The sequence below is a fragment of the Halostella salina genome (assembly GCF_003675855.1).
Lineage (GTDB): Archaea > Halobacteriota > Halobacteria > Halobacteriales > Natronoarchaeaceae > Halostella > Halostella salina.
In genome coordinates, this window is record NZ_RCIH01000004.1 from 167,756 (window position 1) to 185,412 (window position 17,657).

Below are 17,657 nucleotides of genomic sequence, written 5' to 3' on the forward strand. Positions count from 1 at the left end.
GTCGAGGGTCAAAAAACCACGCCATACCCGATCAGCGCGACGCCGGACAGCAACGCGAGCTGCGTGATCAGGAGTAGCCTCGCATTGAGCCAGGTCGTCGTCCCGTTTTCGTCGATCCAGACCGCGTACGTTCGAAGCAGGTCCTCGTCCCACGAAACGTCCTGATCGAAGTCGTCCTCGACGAGCTGGTGGATATACCGTTTCGTCGGGCCGACGTGGACGCTCGATTCGCTGTACGTGTAAACGCCGAAACAGAGGGACGCAAAGAGGAACCCACCGCCGAGACGAACCGACACACCACTGAAGGCGTCCGCCCCGGCGATCTCCCGAGCCGAGATCAGGATCCCGATCAGGACGATCGTGATTCGGACGGTCCGCATGGCTTTGTCGTCGATATCGGCGACCGTTTGTTGCTGTGCTTCCAGCACACAGCGTGCCTCTTCGTACGTTGTCTGGAGTCGTTGGCTCTCCCAGCCATCCGACTCGTTCGGTTCCTTGCTGCCTTCCATCCGAACGATCGCGAAAGCTACCGCTGGGGACTAAATAATTCCGACCACAGACAGTTGAACCAATCATCGGCGACTGACTGTCACGGTCACCGTCGAGTAACGGGAGGCATTTCTCCCCCGCGCTCCAAGGCTCGTCCATGTCCGACGACGCCGAGCCGACGGAGAACATCAGCGGCGGGACGGAGGGCTGGGAGGCGTTCGCCGACGACGGCGAGGAGGCGACCACCCGGGCCGAGGCCGTCGTCGACCGCCTCGGCGAGCTGTACTGGCAGAAGGCGTACGGCGGGCGCGACGCGTTCGAGTGTCTCGTCCGCACTATCCTGAGCCAGAACACCAGCGACGTGGCGAGCCAGCCGGCCCACGATGCGCTGATGGACCGGTACGGAGGAGACGACAAGGATCTGGCGGAAGCCCTGGCCGCCGCCGAGCAGTCACGGCTCGCCGAAACCATCTCGTCGGCTGGCCTGTACAACCAGAAATCCGAGGTGATCATCGACGCCGCCGAGTGGGTGCTGGACGAGTTCGGCTCCGAGGCGGCGTTCGACGAGTTCGTCCGGACCGGCGACCCCGACGAAGTCCGGGACACCCTGCTGTCGGTGACCGGCGTCGGGCCGAAGACGGCCGACTGCGTCCTGCTGTTCTCGGGCGGACGCGGTGGGGTGTTTCCCGTGGACACGCACGTCCACCGGATCGCGCGCCGCCTCGGGGTCGCGCCGGCCGACGCCGACCACGAGGGCGTCCGCGCGGCGCTGGAGCAGGCTGTCCCCGCCGAGAAATGTGGTTTCGGCCACACCGCGATGATCCAGTTCGGCCGGGAGTACTGCACGGCGCGCAAGCCGGCCTGTCTCGACGACCCCGAGGCGTGCCCGATGTCGGAACTGTGCGACCAGGTCGGCGTCTACCCGGCGACGGGCGAGGTGGAGGACCCGGCGGACGCCGCGGCCGGCGACTGAGCGCCGCGGGACCGTCTCTCTGCGGTCGTCACGGGTCGACCGGGCAACCCCGGATCATGCCGCCGCGCATCCCGTCGGCCAGCCAGTACAGCGACAGCAGGAGGACGCCCAGCGACAGGAGCGCGAACTCCAGGCCATCGAGGGGGAGCAGCGTCAGCAGCCCGGTCGCGCCGAACAGCGAGAGCAGGCCGGCGAGCACCGTCGACCCGCAGGCCGCACAGCCCGCGCCGAGCGTGCCCAGCACCACGCCGGCGGCGCTCCCGGTGCCGCCCCGCAGCGTGGCGTGTTCGACCAGGTGGTAGGCGACCAGCGCGACGTTGACGCCGATCAGCGCGGCGACGGCGAGCAGGATCCCCGTCTCGGCGGCGGTGTACGCGGTCGGGCTGACGACCGGGTAGAGGTTCACGAGGATCCCGAGTCGGTTCTCGACGGGGAGCGAGCCGCCGAGCACGAGCGCGTTGATCAGCCCGACGTTCAGCGTGTAGACGAACAGCGTCAGACCGACGAGCGCGGCGACGACCGCCAGCAGCGCGTAGCGCGGGACGCCGAGCACGAGCCGGGCGGTACGGCCGACCAGTCGCCAGTCGCCAGTGGCGGTGGGGAGGTCCGGCGTCATACCCCGAGTGCGTTGGCGTACACGTCGTAGCTCTGTGCCCCCGTCACGAGCGTCCGGAACTCGCCGCCCGAGAACAGCGCGACGGTCGGCGTCGCGGACACGTCGGCGTCCTCGCCGTCCGTCAGGTCCTGCTGGACGGCGTCGTCGTACGTCTCCGCCCGGGCGTCTTCGACGACCCCGGCGGCGTCCACTTCGGTCTCGTCGGCGAGGAACGCCTCGGTCCGGTCGAGGACGTTGTCGGTCCCGAACGCCGACTGCTCGGCGTAGTAGTGCGCTTTCAGCGCCCAGAACGCCGCCTCGTCGCGGTCGTACGTCGCCTCCATCGCCTGCACGGCGGGCTTGCCCCAGTCGTACACTACCGGGAACACGCGGTAGACGAACGCGGCGTCGCCCGGATCGACGAGTTCGTCGCGGATCCGCGGGAACGTCTCCGTCTCGAAGCGACGGCAGGTGGGACAGGACGGGTCCTCGAACGCGACCAGCAGGTCCTCGGCGTCGTCGGGGTCGCCGAGCGCGGGCTGGGCAGCGAGGTTGCGGGCGGCCGGATGGTCCGACTGGCCGCTGCTGCTGCCGCCCCCGCCGCCCAGACAGCCGGTCAGCCCCGCGACGCCGGTGCCGACCGCGCCGAGAAGCGCACGCCGTCTCATTGCCGGCTGTTCGGCCGCCCGCGGCATGAACCGCCCGCGCTCTTGCGGGGCCGCCGCACGGCCGTCACTGCGCCAGCAGGACGACCGCGGCGGTCGCGAGACCGACGCCGGCCACGTCGGTCGCCTCGACGGACTCGCCAAGCACCACGACGCCGAGCAGCGCGGCGACGACGAAGTACAGCGCGCTCACCGTCGTGACGACGCTGGTCCGCCCGCGCTCTAACCCGGCGTAGAACGCGACCGCGCCGATCCCGGCGAACACACCGGCGACGAGCGCGATGCCGATGCCTGTCCGGGCGGTCGACAGCGTGTCGTCCCGGGCCGCGACGTAGCCCAGCGCGACCACGACGCTCGCCGCGTAGGAGAACACCATCGCCGACACGGGGTCGATATGCTTCGTCGCCACGTCGGCCAGCAGCGCCCACACGCCCCACGCCAGCATCGCCAGCACCGCGAACAGTATGTCGGACTCGCCATACTCGCCGTTCGGTCGGCCCCGTGCTAACGGCTTCGGACGGACCCGGGCCGGCGTGGACTGTTTTGGTTTCAACCGATGTGGTCACCAGTACGGTCACCGATGTGGTCGCCGAACCGATCGGGTGACGCCCTCCCCTCTGAATAGCACACGATCACTGAACCAGTCAGCAGACGATCACCGAACCAGCCATACGGCCGGCGCGAGCCCGCGGCGCTTGCACGCGCCGCGGGCGAGCGGACGGGGAAGGGCAGGTTAGCAGCTGTCGGTTACAGTATAGCAAGCATACGGCGGCGGAGCCGCCGTTTCACCCCGAACGAGCGCAGCGAGTGAGGGGCCTTTTTCATCGACGTTTTTGCCGGGAGGGTGCCCGCAGCAGGCCGACGGCCTGCGAGGACACCCGACCGGGAAAAAGGTCGTTTATACGAAGCGGAACGTTTCCAGGTTCTTCGGCGCGAACGTCCGCATGTTGTAGTCGTGGTACAGCGCCGACGAGAGGTCCTGCACCGACGACTCGTCGCCGTGGACGCAGAGCACCTTCTCGGGGCGGGGGTTCATCGTCTTCACGAAGTTCTCCAGCCCCTGCCGGTCGGCGTGGCCGGAGAAGCCGTCGACGGTCTCGGTTTCCATCTTCAGCGTGAGCGTGTCGCCGCCGCGGCGGCCGCCGTTGCCCCGGTCGTCGATGGGGATCTCGTCCCAGCCGCTCTGGATGCGGCTACCCAGCGTCCCCTGGGCCTGGTAGCCGACGAACGTGAGGGTGTTGTCGGGGTCGCTGCCGAAGTGGCGGAGCCAGGACATGATGGGGCCGCCCTCGATCATGCCGGAGGTCGAGAGGACGATGCAGGGCTCGCCGTCGGCGACCTCGCGGCGCTCCTCCTCGCCGCCGTCGATGTGGTTGAACTGGTCGGCGAGGAACGGGTTCTCGTCGTCGTGGAAGATGCGGTCACGCAGGTCGTCACGGAGGTACTCGGGGTAGGTGGAGTGGATGGCCGTCGCCTCCCAGATCATGCCGTCGAGGTGGACCGGCATCTCCGGGATGTCGCCGTTTCGCATGGCCTCCTCCAGCACGAGCATCATCTCCTGGGAGCGGCCGACGGCGAACGCCGGGATGAGCACCTTCCCGTCGCGGTCGTACGTCTCGTTGATGACCTCCTTCAGCTTGCGCTCGGAGTCCTCCTGGTCGGTCTGGTAGTCGTTGCGACCGCCGTAGGTGGATTCGAGCACGAGCGTCTCGACGCGCGGGAAGTCGTTGACCGCGCCGTTGAACAGGCGGGTGTCGTCGTAGTGGATGTCGCCGGAGAAGGCGACGTTGTACAGGCCGTCGCCGATGTGGAAGTGGGAGACGGCGGAGCCGAGGATGTGGCCGGCGTTGTGGAGGGTGAGCTTCACGTCCGGCGCGATGTCGGTCACGTCGCCGTACTCAAGCGGGATGGTGTGTTTGATCGCCTCGCGGACCATCTCGGAGTCGTAGGGGGGTGCGCGGCCCTCCTTGGCGGCCACGTCGAGGTAGTCCAGCTGGAGCAGGCCCATCAGGTCCCGGGTCGGCTCCGTCGTGTATATCGGGCCGTCGTAGCCGTACTTGAACAGGAGGGGGATGAGCGCCGAGTGGTCGAGGTGGGCGTGTGTGAGGACGACGGCGTCGATGTTCTGCGCGCCCGCGCCGAGCGCCTCGGGCACCTGGAGGTACGGCACCTCGCCCTCCGCGCCGGGCTTGTCGCCGCAGTCGATGAGGATGCGCGTCTCGGGCGTCGAGAGGACGAAGGAGGCGCGCCCGACCTCGCGGCAGCAGCCGAGCGTGGTGATCCGGACGTACTCCTCGTCGGACATCTCCTCGCGGTGGATCTGCCGGCCGACGCGCTCGAGCACGTCGCGGCGGTCGTCGCGTTCCTGCTTGAGGAAGTTCCGGACGTTCGAGACGGTGGAGGACTCGATCGGCGGCGTGCGGACGACCTCGGGCGTCCAGCCGACCTTCTGGGTGATCTCCCGGAGCGTCGAGCCGTGGCGGCCGATCACCATGCCGGGTTTCTCGGCCTCGATGACGACCTCGCCGGTGTCGGCGTGGAAGTCGAGGTCGGTCACGCCCGCGTCCTCGGGGATGACGTTCCTGATCTGCTCGCGAGCGTCGCGGGGCTCGGAGAGCACGTCCGGGTCCGGGCGGACGGTGATTCGCTTGCGGAGCTTGCTGGCGAGCTGTCGGATCAGGTCGCCCTTCTGCGCGAACTTCTTCGGGTCGCGGGTGTACACGACGAGCTCGGGGCCCTCGTACTTGACGTCGGACACCGAGATGTCGTTCGGCAGTTCGCTCGTGATCTCTTCGTGCAGGTCGTCGAGTTGTTGTTCAACGGAACTCATAGTGAGAACTGAGTAGCGTCGTCGGGGTCTTCCGGTACCGGTGGGCCGCTCGCGCTCCGCCGCCGGCCGGCCGCGGGGGTCCCGCGGTCGGCGTCCCGTGAGACGGACTACAGCAGTCCGTAGCAGGCGGTTCGTCACTGTGTCGTAACACGGTACACATAGCGATATCGTCCCGGTTGTGTGTGGGTAGCGCGTCGGTCGAGGCGCTCGGGGATCGGTCCCACGATGCGCGGGAAGGTCCGGAAGAACCCGCTTACTCGGCCATATTACTTCCTTGTTATAAAAGCCTTCGCAATACCGGGCAGTCGCGGGGCCGTCGCCCGAAGCGTATTGCCCGGTCGTGCCCTACGGTCCCACGATGCATCTCACCCCCGACACAGTGGCCGCGGAGCGCGACCGGGTCCGGGAGCGCGCGGACGTGGTGGTGCCGCTGGTCAACGACCTCCGGACGGAGTTCTCGGAACTGTTCGACACCGACGTCGACCCGGTGACCGCGGCGGCGTACCGCGACGAGGTCGACGCCGTCTTCGCGGACGGGGACCTGGCGGTCAACGTCGCCGCGCTCGTGGGGCTGTTGCGCGGTCTGGACGTCGAAACGGACTACCCGGGCTTCGTGGTCGACGAACTGCTCGGCCGCCAGCTCGCGGGCATGATCGCCGGCGGCCAGCCGCTCGGCCTGCTCGGCGAGGCGGCGTTTCACTACGCGGACGTCCGCCACCACCCGCCGGACGCGACCGCGGGCAGCGACGACCTGGACGCCGCGCTCGCCGCGGGGTTCCAGACGCGGCTGCCCGGCTGGGACTGGACCGAGGGGCCGAGCCCGTTCCGGGTGGATTAGTACGCCGCCCGGAGGTGGGCCGTCACGTCGTCGACGCGGGCCGGGTCGTACGTCCAGACGCCGCGGTACTCGCCGGGGTCGTGTTCCTCGGCCAGCAGCGCGCACTTGTTCTCGTCGCTGCCCCCGCCCTCGAAGACGACGAACCACACCGCGCTGATCTCGTCGTCGTCGGTCACGTGGGTCCGGACGCCCGGAATCGCTGGCCGGTCCCACTCGGCGGCCACGTAGAGGTGGACGGCCAGGTCGTCGCGCTCGCCGAACCGCTCGTACACCGACCGCTGTGCCGCCAGCGCCTCGGGGCGCTGGAAGCCGACGTACAGCGTGCCGCGGCCGACCCGCCACGCGCGGTCCTCTATCTCCCGGGTCGTTGCGAGCAGCTGTCGCCTGTCGCTGGCGGCGAACGCCGCCCCCTCGAACAGGTCCATGAACCGGCGGAAGGCGTCGTCGCGCCGCTCCCCCGGCCGGCGGGGGGACGGGGATAATCCGTCCCGGACGTGGGCCACCGGGAGCGCGCCGCGAAACTCGCCGTCGCGTCGGACGACGACGAAGCCGTCGGTCCCGTCGTTCGGATACCGGCGGTGCGTCACGGTGACGTTACGGGCGGCGAACAGGTCGGCGAGGTCGTCGAACGGCTTCGGTGCGTACACGCCGACCTCCACCGCGTCCGCCCGCGCCTCGGCGATGGCTCCCCGGAGGCTCATCGGGGGTCCCCGCCCGGCGTGCGTTCCCGGTCGGTCGCCGGATAGTTCGGGGTCGCCCCCTCGCCCGCCACGGTGCGCGCGAGGTCGAGCAGCGTCTCGACGGGTTCGGGAAGGGTGTCGAGCGCGACGCGTTCGCGGTCGCGGCCGTAGTCGACGATCCCCCGGTCGTCGAGAAGGGGGAGCTGCGCGTGGTCGAGTTCGATCCGGATCCGGACCCGTCGCTCCGGCGGGACGAACGTCCCTTCGGCGGCGGCCCGCCGGCCGGCCACGACGTCGGCGAGTTCGGCCAGCGTCGCGTCGCCGTGCTCGCGCAGGTAGTTGAGGACGGCGCGACGCTCCGCGCTGGCGAGCAGTTCGAAGGCGTCGTCGACAGCCTCGGGGTCGGCCTGGTGGTCCGACCCACCGCTCGTCCGCCCCTCGTTTGTCATAGGTTGGCACACGATCCGGTCGGTGAAGAAACCTTTCGTTCCCAACTGGTAGGTCCGGAACGCCCCCGCTCGCCAACACGGCGCGTTTATTACTCCGGTGGCACGACCAAAGGGCATGAGCGACGAGCAGGATCTCGGGATCACCGAGAGCAAGGAGCACAGCCCCGGCGACTGGTACGCCGAGGTCGTCCAGAAGGCGGGCCTCGCGGACTACGCGCCGATGGGCGGGTTCATCGTCACCCGGCCCCGCGGCTACGCCCTCTGGGAGTCGATCCAGGACCACCTCGACGGCTGGTTCAAGGACACCGGCGTCACGAACGCCTACTTCCCGCTCTTTATCCCCGAGAGCTACCTCGAACGGGAGAAGGACATCGTCGAGGGGTTCGACCCCGAGGTGGCGTGGGTCACCAAGGGCGGCCACGACGAACTGGAGGAGCGACTGGCGGTCCGGCCGACGAGCGAGAGCATCATCGCGCCGTTCATGGCCAAGTGGACCCGGAGCTACCGCGACCTCCCGCTGCGCCTGAACCAGTGGTGCAGCGTCGTCCGCTGGGAGGCGACGGAGACGAAGCCGTTCTTCCGCACCAAGGAGTTCCTCTGGCAGGAGGGCCACACCGCCCACGAGGACGGCGACGAGGCGTGGAACGAAACGATGACTCGCCTCGACCAGTACGAGCGCCTGTACGAGGACGTGCTCGCCATCCCGGTGCTGCGCGGCCGCAAGCCCCCCCACGACAAGTTCCCCGGCGCGGACACGACGACGACCGTCGAGGCGCTGATGCCCGACGGCAAGTCCGTGCAGGGTGGCACCAGCCACTACCTCGGTCAGTCGTTCGCGGAAGCGTTCGACATCACGTTCGTCGACGAGGACGAGGAGGAGTCCGTCGCCCACACGACCTCGTGGGGGCTCTCCTGGCGCGCGCTCGGCGCGCTGATCATGACCCACAGCGACGACCAGGGGCTCGTGCTCCCCCCGACCGTCGCCCCCACGCAGGTCGCCATCGTCCCCATCTGGCAGGAGGACACCAAAGACGAGGTGCTCGACTACGCCGAAGGGATCGCCGACGACCTGGAGGCCGCCGGCGTCAGCGTCGAACTCGACGACCGCGACGAGCGCAACCCCGGCTTCAAGTTCAACGAGCACGAGCTGAACGGCGTCCCCGTCCGCTTCGAGATCGGCCCGAACGAGGTCGAGGAGGACCGGGTCACTGTCGTCCACCGGCCCGACGGAGAGTCGGTCGAGGCGGACCGCGACGGCATCGCCGACGCCGTCGAGGACCACTTCGACGCGGTCCACGACAAGCTGTACGAGGCCGCCGAGGAGAACCTCGAAGAGAACGTCCGCAAGGCCTACAGCCCGGAGGACATCCTCGGGACCATCGGTCGCTACGGCGGCTACGTGAAGACGCCGTGGTGCGGCGACGAGGCCTGCGAGACCGCGATCAAGGAGGAGATCGCCGCCGAGATCGTGATGACGCCGCTGGACAGGGACGCGGAACCGATCGGCGACGACTGCGGCGTCTGCGGGGACGAGGCCGTCGAGACGGCGTACTTCGCCAAGTCGTACTGACGGCTCCTTCTCTCCGTCTCAGCCGACGAGCGTGACGTACAGCGCGACGGTCCACACGAGCCCCCCGATCCCTTCTATCGCAAGCAGCGTCGCGGTGCGGACCGGCACGGCGAGCAGGTAGCCCAGCGGGCGCAGCGCCCGCGGCAGGCCCCCGGCCGTGTCGAGCAGGCCGTCCGTGTCCGACGGACTCGGGATCGCGGTCCACGCGAAACAGCCCCCGAGCCAGAGGAAGGGGATCGCGACCGTCGATCCGAGCCACTCGGCAAGCGCGAACGCGGCGACGGCGAGGACGCTGTTGACGGCGAAGGGCGCGACGGCGATGGCGAAGTCCGCCCCGAACCGGTCGGTCGGCGCGTGGTCGACGAACGCGTCCTTCCCGAAGGGGTTGAGCGAGGGCGTCGAGTGAACCTCGACGCCGCTCAGGCGACAGGCGGCGACGTGGGCGTACTCGTGGGTCAGGATCCCCGGCGCGAGGACGAGCGTGAGGGGGACGTACCAGACGGCGCGGAGGGTCGACCGGAGCAACATCCGGCGGTGATAGGGGTGCCGGCCGATAAACGCTGACGGTGTCCCTCATGGTTCGGCCGGGACCGCGCGGGCACCGCTCCGACCGACCGTTCGGGCGGACCCGTCGAATCAGCGTTGTCGAGAGATCACTGAAAAACCATTATGATTGAGATACACCATGGGATTCGGTGAATACATGATCGAAATTCACGGGAATCCAGTATTCAGGTTTAGTATCTCTACGTGATGGCCCTCCGCAACGTCGTTCGATCACGCCACTATGTCCCAACGTACGTTCGGATAAATAGATTATATCTCCTAGTATGTGTTGGTACTCCACTTAACCATTTAGGAGTAACCTCTTATTGGAGCAGCCGCCACTCCGGCGTATGACTGACCATCACGGACAGGTATCCCCCGACCGACACGAGGGACTCGCGGACCCGACCGACGAGCGGTCCAACTGCGGCGTCGGCGTGGTCATGGACCTCGACGACGGGACGAGCCACGACGTCGTCGCCGACGGCCTCGAACTGCTGGAGAACCTCGAACACCGCGGCACGACCGGCGCGGAGGAGTCGACGGGCGACGGTGCCGGCGTCCTCCTCCAGACGCCACACGGTTTCTTTGCCGACGAACTCGACGTGTCGCTGCCCGACACCTACGCCGTCGGGTCGCTGTTCCTGCCACAGGACGATGACGCCGCGGCCGACCTGATGGCCCTCGTCGAGGAGACGCTTGCCGAGCACGACATCGACGTCTTCCACTGGCGCGACGTGCCGACCGACAACGCGGACCTCGGCGCGACCGCGATCGACTCCGAACCGGACGTGTCCCAGTGTTTCGTCCGCCCCGACGGCCTCGACCGCGAGGCGTTCGACCGCGCGCTGTACGTCGCCCGCCGGGCGCTGGAGAACCGCGTCGAGGACGAGCGGCCGCCGGGCCACGAACGGTTCTACGTCTGTTCGCTCGACCGCGAGACGCTCGTCTACAAGGGCCTGCTCAAGGGCGAGCAGGTCGCCGGCTACTACCCCGACCTGACCGACGAGCGCGTCGCGTCGACGTTCGCCATGGTCCACGCGCGGTTCTCGACGAACACGCTCGGCGCGTGGCATCTCGCCCACCCCTACCGGAACATCATCCACAACGGCGAGTTCAACACCATCCAGGGCAACATCAACTGGATGCGCGCCCGGGAGACCGACCTCGAAAGCGAGACGCTCGGCGACGACATCGAGGAGCTCAAGCCGATCATCAACGACCCGGAGCAGTCCGACACCGCCTCCGTCGACAACGCGCTCGAACTGCTGATGGAGGACGGCCGGGACCTCCCTCACGCGCTCCGGATGCTCATCCCCGAGGCGTGGCGCGACGACGACGCGATGGACGCGGACCGCAAGGACTGGTACGACTTCCACGCCTCGCTGGTCGAGCCATGGGACGGGCCCGCCCTCGTCGCAGCGACGGACGGCGAGCGCGTCGGCGCAGTGCTCGACCGCAACGGCCTGCGCCCCTGCCGCTACGACGTGACGACGGACAACACGCTCGTGATGGCCAGCGAGGCCGGCGCGCTGGAGACCGACCCCTCGGAGATCCGCGAGCGTGGTCGCCTCCAGCCGGGCCAGCTGTTCCTCGCGGACCCTTCGGAGGGCCGGGTCATCCCGGACGCCGAGGTGTTCGACGACCTCGTCGACGAGCAGTACGGCGAGTGGGTCGACGACGAGCAGGTCCACCTCCACGAGGTGGCCGACGCCGACGACCGCCAGCCCCGGACCAGCGTCGACGACCTGCGTGCCTTCCAGTCGACGTACGGCTACACCCACGACGAACTGGAGAACATCATCGAGCCGATGATGAAACAGGGGAAAGACCCCGTCGGCTCGATGGGCGACGACACGCCGCTGTCGGTGCTGTCGGACTTCAACCGCCCGCTGTTTACCTACTTCAAGCAGCTGTTCGCGCAGGTGACGAACCCGCCGCTGGACTACATCCGCGAGGAACTGGTGACGAGTCTCGAAACCCGCCTCGGCTTCCAGCGCAACCTGCTCGACGAGTCGTCCGACCACGCCCGGCAACTCGTCGCCGACTCGCCGGTGCTGACCGACGCCGAGACGGCCGCCGTCAGGAACCTCTCGGCCAACGGCCTCTCGTCGGCGACCGTTGACATCACGTACGACCCGGACGGCGACCTCCAGGCGGCTGTCGAGCGCGTCCGCGACGACGCCCGCGAAGCGATCGAGGGGGGCAACGACGTGGTCGTCCTCTCCGACCGGGCGACCGGCCCCGACCGCGTCCCGATCCCGAGCCTGCTGGCGATGGGCGGCGTCCACCACCACCTCGTCCGCAACGGCCTGCGCAACCACGCCGGGATCGTCGTCGAGTCCGGCGACCCCCGCGCGGTCCACCACCTCGCCACGCTCGTCGGCTACGGTGCCGACGCCGTCAACCCCTACCTCGCCTTCGCGACCATCGAGGACATCGTCGCCGGCGAGGACGGCGCGGACGTGGCGGACGCCGTCGAAGCGTTCGTCGGCGCGCTGGAGGACGGCCTGCTGAAGACGATGGCGAAGATGGGCATCTCCACGATGGAGAGCTACCAGGGCGCACAGATCTTCGAGGCCGTCGGGCTTGACGACGATTTCGTCGCGGAGTACTTCGAGGGGACGGAGGCCCGCACCGGCGGCATCGGTATCGAGGACATCGAGGCCGACCTGGAGGACCGCCACCGCGCCGCCTTCGACGACGCCGACATCGAGCGTCAGGGCGAGTACGAGCACCGCTCGGACGGCATCCACCACCAGTGGAACCCCGAGACGGTCGGCACGCTCCAGCAGGCGGTGCGGCAGGGCGACTACGACACGTACCGCGACTTCGCCGAACTGATCAACGACCAGAACGAGAACCTCCAGACCCTGCGGGGGCTGCTGGAGTTCGACACCGACGAGCGCGAGTCGATCCCGGTCGAGGAAGTCGAGCCCATCGCCGACATCGTCGAGCGGTTCTCGACGGCAGCCATGTCGCTCGGGTCGCTGTCGCCCGAGGCCCACGAGAACAACTCCATCGCGATGAACCGGCTCGGCGGCAAGTCCAACTCCGGCGAGGGCGGCGAGCCGCCCGAGCGGTTCGGCACCGAGAAGGAGTGCAACGTCAAGCAGGTCGCATCGGGCCGGTTCGGCGTCACCTCCGGCTACCTCGCCAGCGCAGACGAGCTACAAATCAAGATGGCGCAGGGCTCCAAGCCCGGCGAGGGCGGCCACCTGCCCGGGATGAAGGTCAACGAGATGATCGCCCACGTCCGGCACGCGACGCCCGGCGTCGGCCTCATCTCGCCGCCGCCGCTGCACGACATCTACTCCATCGAGGACCTGAAGCAGCTGATCCACGACCTGAAGGCCGCCAGCCCGGACGCCGACATCAACGTCAAGCTCGTCTCCGAGGCGGGCATCGGCACCATCGCGGCCGGCGTCGCCAAGGCCAACGCCGACGTGGTCCACATCTCCGGCCACGACGGCGGCACGGGCGCGAGTCCGCGCACCTCGATCAAGAACGCCGGCCTGCCGTGGGAGCTCGGCCTCGCCGAGGCCAACCAGATGCTCGTCGGCACGGACCTGCGCGACCGCATCCGCGTCTCCGTCGACGGCGGCATGAAGACCGGCCGCGACGTGGCCGTCGGCGCGCTGCTCGGTGCCGAGGAGTACGTGTTCGGCACGGCGTCGCTGGTCACCTCCGGCTGCGTGATGGCCCGCCAGTGCCACAAGAACACCTGCCCGGTCGGCGTCGCCACCCAGCGTGAGGAACTGCGCAACCGCTTCCCCGGCGAACCCGAGCACGTCATCAACTACATGACGTTCATCGCCCAGGAGCTCCGGGAGATCATGGCCGAACTCGGCTTCGAGACGGTCGACGAGATGGTCGGCCGCGTCGACGTGCTCGCCCAGCGCGACGACGTGGACCACCCGAAGGCGCGTAACGTCGACCTCTCGGGCGTGCTCGCCGAACCGGACGGCGACCAGCGCCGGAAGGTCCGCGAGCAGACTCACGAGGTCGACGACGCGCTCGACTGGGAGCTGATCGACGCCGCCGAGCCGGCGCTGGCGGACGGCGAACCGGTCGACCTGCTGACCGACGTGTCGAACGTCGACCGCGCCGTCGGCGCGACGCTCTCCCACGAGGTGTCGTCGCGCCACGGCGTGACGGGGCTGCCGGACGACGCGATCACCGTCGACCTGCACGGCACCGCCGGGCAGAGCTTCGGCGCGTTCCTGGCCAGCGGCGTCTCGATGCATCTGACCGGCAGCGCCAACGACTACGTCGGGAAGGGGCTCTCCGGCGGCAAGCTCTCGGTGACGATGCCGGAGAACGCCGCCTACGAGGCCGACGAGAACGTCTGCATCGGCAACGTCGCGCTGTACGGCGCGACCGAGGGCGAGGCATACATCAACGGCGTCGCCGGCGAGCGCTTCGCGGTGCGCAACTCCGGCGTCAAGGCCGTCGTCGAGGGCGTCGGCGACCACGGCTGCGAGTACATGACCGGCGGCGCCGTCGCCGTGCTCGGCGACGTGGGCAAGAACTTCGCGGCCGGGATGTCCGGCGGCGTCGCCTACGTCCTGGACGAGGACGGCGACTTCGCCGAGCGGGCGAACACCGGTATGGTGAGCGTCTCCGACACGCTCGGGGAGTCCGACCGCCGGATGCTCCGCCGCCTCGTCGAGAACCACGTCGCCTACACCGACAGCGAGCGCGGCGCGGAGATACTCGACAACTGGGAGGCGTACGTCGAGCAGTTCGCCGTCGTGATGCCGGACGCCTACCACCGCGTCATCACCGAGGAGGGAGCCGAGGACGTGCGCGAGTCGCCGCCCGAAGCGGCGACGGTCGACGCCGAGGCGGACGCCTCCGGCTTCGCCGCCTCGACGGACGACTGAGCGCGTCTCAGTTCCAGCCGTTCCGGTCGCCGTCGCGGTCGCTCCAGGGGTCGTAGTCGTCACCGTCGGCCCCCCGGCCGTCGTCGCCGCGGTCGTCTTCGGGCGATCCGTGGTCGTCGGCCGCGTCCCGCCGCACCCGTCGCTCGGCCGCCTCGCGGTCCAGCCGTTCGGTGTCGTCGGCCTCCGCCGAGACGAGCGCGTACAGGACCAGCGGCGCGACGAGCGCGAGCAGAAGGAGGAACGCGAACAGCACGCTACCGGCGGGCATCAGCCGAAGAACACGTCGACAACGTCGCTGGCGGCCGACCGGTCCGCGCGGTACAGTTCGGAGTAGCCGCAACTGGCACAGGAGACGACCTCGAACTTCCGGTTCTGGATGTCGAACATCTTGCTCAGGCCGCCGCCGGTGGTCGAGATGGTGTCCACGTCTGCTTCGCCGTGGCCGCACTTCGGGCAGCCGTCTTCGGAGGGCATGAGCGTGGGATCGGAGCCGCGGAAAATGGGTTTTGTGGTGTCCCACTTGAAACGAACCCTCACCCCAGGCGCTCCCGTTCGTCGCGCGCCGCCGACAGCAGCGTCTCGCGGTCGGGCGCGCGGAGCAGGTGGGCCTCGCAGTCGCAGTCCGACGCGCCGAACTCGGACACCGGATCGCCGGGCAGTGACGACGCGAGGGCGCACTCCACGTCCATCTCGGGGAACTTCACGACCGCCGCCAGCGACGCCGTGGGGTGGCCGAGCACGTAGTCGATATGCCAGTGGCGGGCGTCGCGCTCGCCGGCGGCGAGTTCGCGGTGGCGGTCGACCCGCGAGAAGCCGCCGGGCCCGAACGCGCTCCCGACGTAGGCGTAGATGCCGGGGTCGAAGGCGCGCTCGCCGAGCGCGCCGACTTCGATCGTCGCTGCCTCGTCGAACGCGACCGCGAGGACGTACGTTCCGGGCACGGGCGACGGTCGTCGCGCCGGCCACCTGAAGCCGCCGATCCGCCACCGTTTTGCCGTCGCTGCCCCGACTCGCCGGCATGGACGACCTCCTCGTGATCGGCGGCACGCGCTTCATCGGCCGGCACGTCGTCGACGAGTTCCGGGCACACGACTACGACGTGACGACCTTCAACCGCGGGAACCACGACAACCCATTCGCGGACGCCGAGGACGTGTCTCACATCGAGGGCGACCGGACTGACGACGGCGACCTCGCGGCGGCCGCCCGCGAGGCCGACCCCGACGTGGTCGTCGACTGCGTGGCGTACAGGCCCCGAGAAGTGCGAACCGCAACGCGGGTCTTCGACGGCGTCGACGCCTACGTGTTCGTCTCCAGCGGGTCGGCGTACGGGCGGGAGGACCTGCCCAAGCGCGAGGGCGAGACGCCGCTGTGTGACTGCACCGAGGAGCAGGCGACCGACGACTCGCAGTCCTCCTACGGCCCGCGGAAGGCCGAGGGCGACCGCGCCGTCTTCGCCGCCGCCGAGCGCGGCGTCAACGCGATGAGCGTCCGGCCCTGCATCGTGTACGGCCCCCACGACTACACCGAGCGGCTGGACTACTGGATCGACCGCGTGAACCGGTTCGACCGGATCGTCGTGCCCGGCGACGGCACGAACGTCTGGCACCGCGCGTACGTCGAGGACGTTGCCGGCGCGATCCGCCGCGTGGCCGAGGACGGCGAGCCGGGCGAGGCGTACAACGTCGCCGACCGGCGGATGGTGACGCTCGACGGGATGGTCGACCTGATCGCCGACGCGCTCGACACGGATGTCGAGGTGGTCCACGCCGGCGAGCGCGAACTCGCCGCGGCGGACCTGTCGCTCGACGACTTCGTCCTCTACCGGAACCCGCCGCACATGCTCGCCACGGACAAGCTCGCGCGGCTCGGCTGGGAGTCGACGCCCATCGACGAGGCGATGACCCGCGCCGTCGAGGACCACCTCGATAGCGACCGCGACGGCCGCGAGCACGGCCCCGACCGCGAGACGGAGGAGCGCGTGCTGGGCGTGCTCGACACGCTGTAGGGCGGCCGCCGCGGCGGGAGTCAGCGACGAAAGCCCCTTTACCCCCCGACGTGACGGGGCAAGCATGTTCGACAAGTCGACGTGGATCCGCCTGCCCCGCAACGTCGTCGTGGGCCACGGCGTGCTCGACCGGACGGTCGAGGCCGTCGAGGAGCTCCACCTCCAGGGGCAGCCGCTGATCGTCGCCAGCCCGACGCCCTGGGAGATCGCCGGCGAGCGCATCGCCGACGCGTTCGCCGCCGAGGGGATGGAGCCGGAGACGGTGATCGTCGAGGAGGCGAGCTTCGACGCCATCCAGCACGTCATCGACCGCGCCCGCGAGGTCGACCCCGGCTTCCTCGTCGGCGTCGGCGGCGGCAAGCCCATCGACATCGCGAAGATGGCCAGCGACGACGTGGGGCGGGGGTTCGTCTCGGTCCCGACGGCGGCGAGCCACGACGGCATCGTCAGCGGCCGCGGCTCGGTGCCGGAGGGCGACACGCGTCACAGCGTCGCCGCCGAGCCGCCGCTGGCGGTCGTCGCGGACACGGAGATCCTCGCGGAGGCCCCCTGGGATCTCACCACGGCGGGCTGTGCGGACATCATCAGCAACTACACCGCCGTCATGGACTGGCGGCTCGCCAACCGGCTGAAAAACGTCGAGTACTCCGAGTACGCCGCCTCGCTGGCGGAGATGACCGCCGAGATGCTCGTCGACAACGCCGACACGGTCCGGCCCGGGCTGGAGGAGTCCTCGTGGGTCGTCGTGAAGGCGCTCGTCTCCTCGGGCGTCGCCATGTCGATCGCCGGCTCCTCGCGGCCGGCAAGCGGCGCGGAACACCTCTTCTCGCACCAGCTCGACCGGATCGCGCCCAACGAGGCGCTCCACGGCCATCAGGTCGGCGTCGGCTCGATCATGACCGCCTACCTCCACGGCGGGGAACGGGGCATCTGGCAGGACATCCGCGCCGCGCTCGCGAGCATCGACGCGCCGACGACGGCCGACGAACTCGGCATCGACGACGCGACGGTGATCGAGGCGCTGACGACCGCTCACGAGATCCGGGACCGCTACACGATCCTCGGCGACGGCGTCACGGAGCGGGCGGCCCGCGAGGCGGCGAGAACGACGAGCGTGATCTGAGGTCG

Annotated in this window: 17 protein-coding genes; 6 read left to right on the forward strand and 11 right to left on the reverse strand. The window is 69.4% G+C overall.

The genetic code is table 11. The annotated features are described in order from the left end of the window. Positions 1-8 precede the first annotated feature (8 nt). Positions 9-509, reverse strand: coding sequence for a hypothetical protein (locus D8896_RS09405; protein WP_121821837.1), 501 nt, complete (start codon positions 507-509; stop codon positions 9-11). 137 nt (positions 510-646) lie between these two features. Between D8896_RS09405 and D8896_RS09410 the strand changes: the two genes are divergently transcribed. Beyond that, positions 647-1,462, forward strand: a complete 816-nt coding sequence (locus tag D8896_RS09410; protein ID WP_121821838.1) for an endonuclease III domain-containing protein — start codon at positions 647-649, stop codon at positions 1,460-1,462. Between the two features lie 28 nt (positions 1,463-1,490). Here the strand turns inward: D8896_RS09410 and D8896_RS09415 are convergent, their stop codons facing one another. The 4 genes from D8896_RS09415 to D8896_RS09430 all read right to left on the reverse strand — a co-directional run bounded on the left by D8896_RS09415 (position 1,491) and on the right by D8896_RS09430 (position 5,552). Beyond that, positions 1,491-2,078 carry a hypothetical protein gene (locus D8896_RS09415; RefSeq protein WP_121821839.1) on the reverse strand — a complete coding sequence of 196 codons (588 nt, stop codon included), beginning with the start codon at positions 2,076-2,078 and terminating at the stop codon, positions 1,491-1,493. Next, positions 2,075-2,725, reverse strand: coding sequence for a DsbA family protein (locus D8896_RS09420; RefSeq protein WP_240452009.1), 651 nt, complete (start codon positions 2,723-2,725; stop codon positions 2,075-2,077). Before D8896_RS09420 ends, D8896_RS09415 begins: the two co-directional genes overlap by 4 nt. 64 nt (positions 2,726-2,789) lie before the next feature. Next, positions 2,790-3,176 carry a DMT family transporter gene (locus D8896_RS09425; RefSeq protein ID WP_259372645.1) on the reverse strand — a complete coding sequence of 129 codons (387 nt, stop codon included), beginning with the start codon at positions 3,174-3,176 and terminating at the stop codon, positions 2,790-2,792. Positions 3,177-3,620: 444 nt separating this feature from the next. Further along, a complete protein-coding gene (locus D8896_RS09430) occupies positions 3,621-5,552 on the reverse strand; it encodes a beta-CASP ribonuclease aCPSF1 (protein WP_121821841.1) in 1,932 nt (643 codons plus the stop codon). 358 nt (positions 5,553-5,910) lie between these two features. On the opposite strand from D8896_RS09430, the gene D8896_RS09435 reads away from it, so the two are divergent. Then, positions 5,911-6,390: a hypothetical protein gene (locus tag D8896_RS09435; RefSeq protein WP_121821842.1), complete on the forward strand. Its 480-nt coding sequence runs from the start codon at positions 5,911-5,913 to the stop codon at positions 6,388-6,390. Here the strand turns inward: D8896_RS09435 and D8896_RS09440 are convergent. Together D8896_RS09440 and D8896_RS09445 are read right to left on the reverse strand one after the other, a co-directional pair. Further along, entirely contained in the window at positions 6,387-7,091 is a 705-nt protein-coding gene (locus tag D8896_RS09440; protein WP_121821843.1) for a DICT sensory domain-containing protein, read from the reverse strand. The genes D8896_RS09435 and D8896_RS09440 overlap by 4 nt on opposite strands. Beyond that, entirely contained in the window at positions 7,088-7,519 is a 432-nt protein-coding gene (locus D8896_RS09445; RefSeq protein WP_121821844.1) for a DUF7344 domain-containing protein, read from the reverse strand. Before D8896_RS09445 ends, D8896_RS09440 begins: the two co-directional genes overlap by 4 nt. Before the next feature lie 115 nt (positions 7,520-7,634). Here D8896_RS09445 and proS point away from each other — a divergent pair, with 115 nt between their 5' ends. Then, entirely contained in the window at positions 7,635-9,089 is a 1,455-nt protein-coding gene (gene proS, locus D8896_RS09450) for a proline--tRNA ligase (protein WP_121821845.1), read from the forward strand. A gap of 18 nt (positions 9,090-9,107) precedes the next feature. Here proS and D8896_RS09455 read toward each other — a convergent pair whose 3' ends face one another. Beyond that, positions 9,108-9,617 (reverse strand): hypothetical protein, encoded by a 510-nt coding sequence (locus D8896_RS09455; protein ID WP_121821846.1) that lies wholly within the window; start codon positions 9,615-9,617, stop codon positions 9,108-9,110. 368 nt (positions 9,618-9,985) lie between these two features. Between D8896_RS09455 and gltB the strand changes: the two genes are divergently transcribed. Beyond that, positions 9,986-14,521, forward strand: coding sequence for a glutamate synthase large subunit (gltB, locus tag D8896_RS09460; protein WP_121821847.1), 4,536 nt, complete (start codon positions 9,986-9,988; stop codon positions 14,519-14,521). A 7-nt stretch (positions 14,522-14,528) separates the two neighbouring features. Here gltB and D8896_RS09465 read toward each other — a convergent pair whose 3' ends face one another. The 3 genes from D8896_RS09465 to D8896_RS09475 are packed head-to-tail and all read right to left on the reverse strand — an operon-like array spanning position 14,529 to position 15,462. Continuing rightward, a complete protein-coding gene (locus D8896_RS09465) occupies positions 14,529-14,789 on the reverse strand; it encodes a hypothetical protein (RefSeq protein WP_121821848.1) in 261 nt (86 codons plus the stop codon). After that, positions 14,789-14,995, reverse strand: a complete 207-nt coding sequence (locus tag D8896_RS09470) for a zinc ribbon domain-containing protein (RefSeq protein ID WP_121821849.1) — start codon at positions 14,993-14,995, stop codon at positions 14,789-14,791. Before D8896_RS09470 ends, D8896_RS09465 begins: the two co-directional genes overlap by 1 nt. Before the next feature lie 59 nt (positions 14,996-15,054). Continuing rightward, positions 15,055-15,462, reverse strand: a complete 408-nt coding sequence (locus tag D8896_RS09475) for a GIY-YIG nuclease family protein (RefSeq protein WP_121821850.1) — start codon at positions 15,460-15,462, stop codon at positions 15,055-15,057. A 77-nt stretch (positions 15,463-15,539) separates the two neighbouring features. Between D8896_RS09475 and D8896_RS09480 the strand changes: the two genes are divergently transcribed. Beyond that, positions 15,540-16,529: an NAD-dependent epimerase/dehydratase family protein gene (locus D8896_RS09480; protein ID WP_121821851.1), complete on the forward strand. Its 990-nt coding sequence runs from the start codon at positions 15,540-15,542 to the stop codon at positions 16,527-16,529. A 64-nt stretch (positions 16,530-16,593) separates the two neighbouring features. After that, positions 16,594-17,652, forward strand: a complete 1,059-nt coding sequence (locus D8896_RS09485) for an NAD(P)-dependent glycerol-1-phosphate dehydrogenase (protein WP_121821852.1) — start codon at positions 16,594-16,596, stop codon at positions 17,650-17,652. Positions 17,653-17,657: the final 5 nt, after the last annotated feature.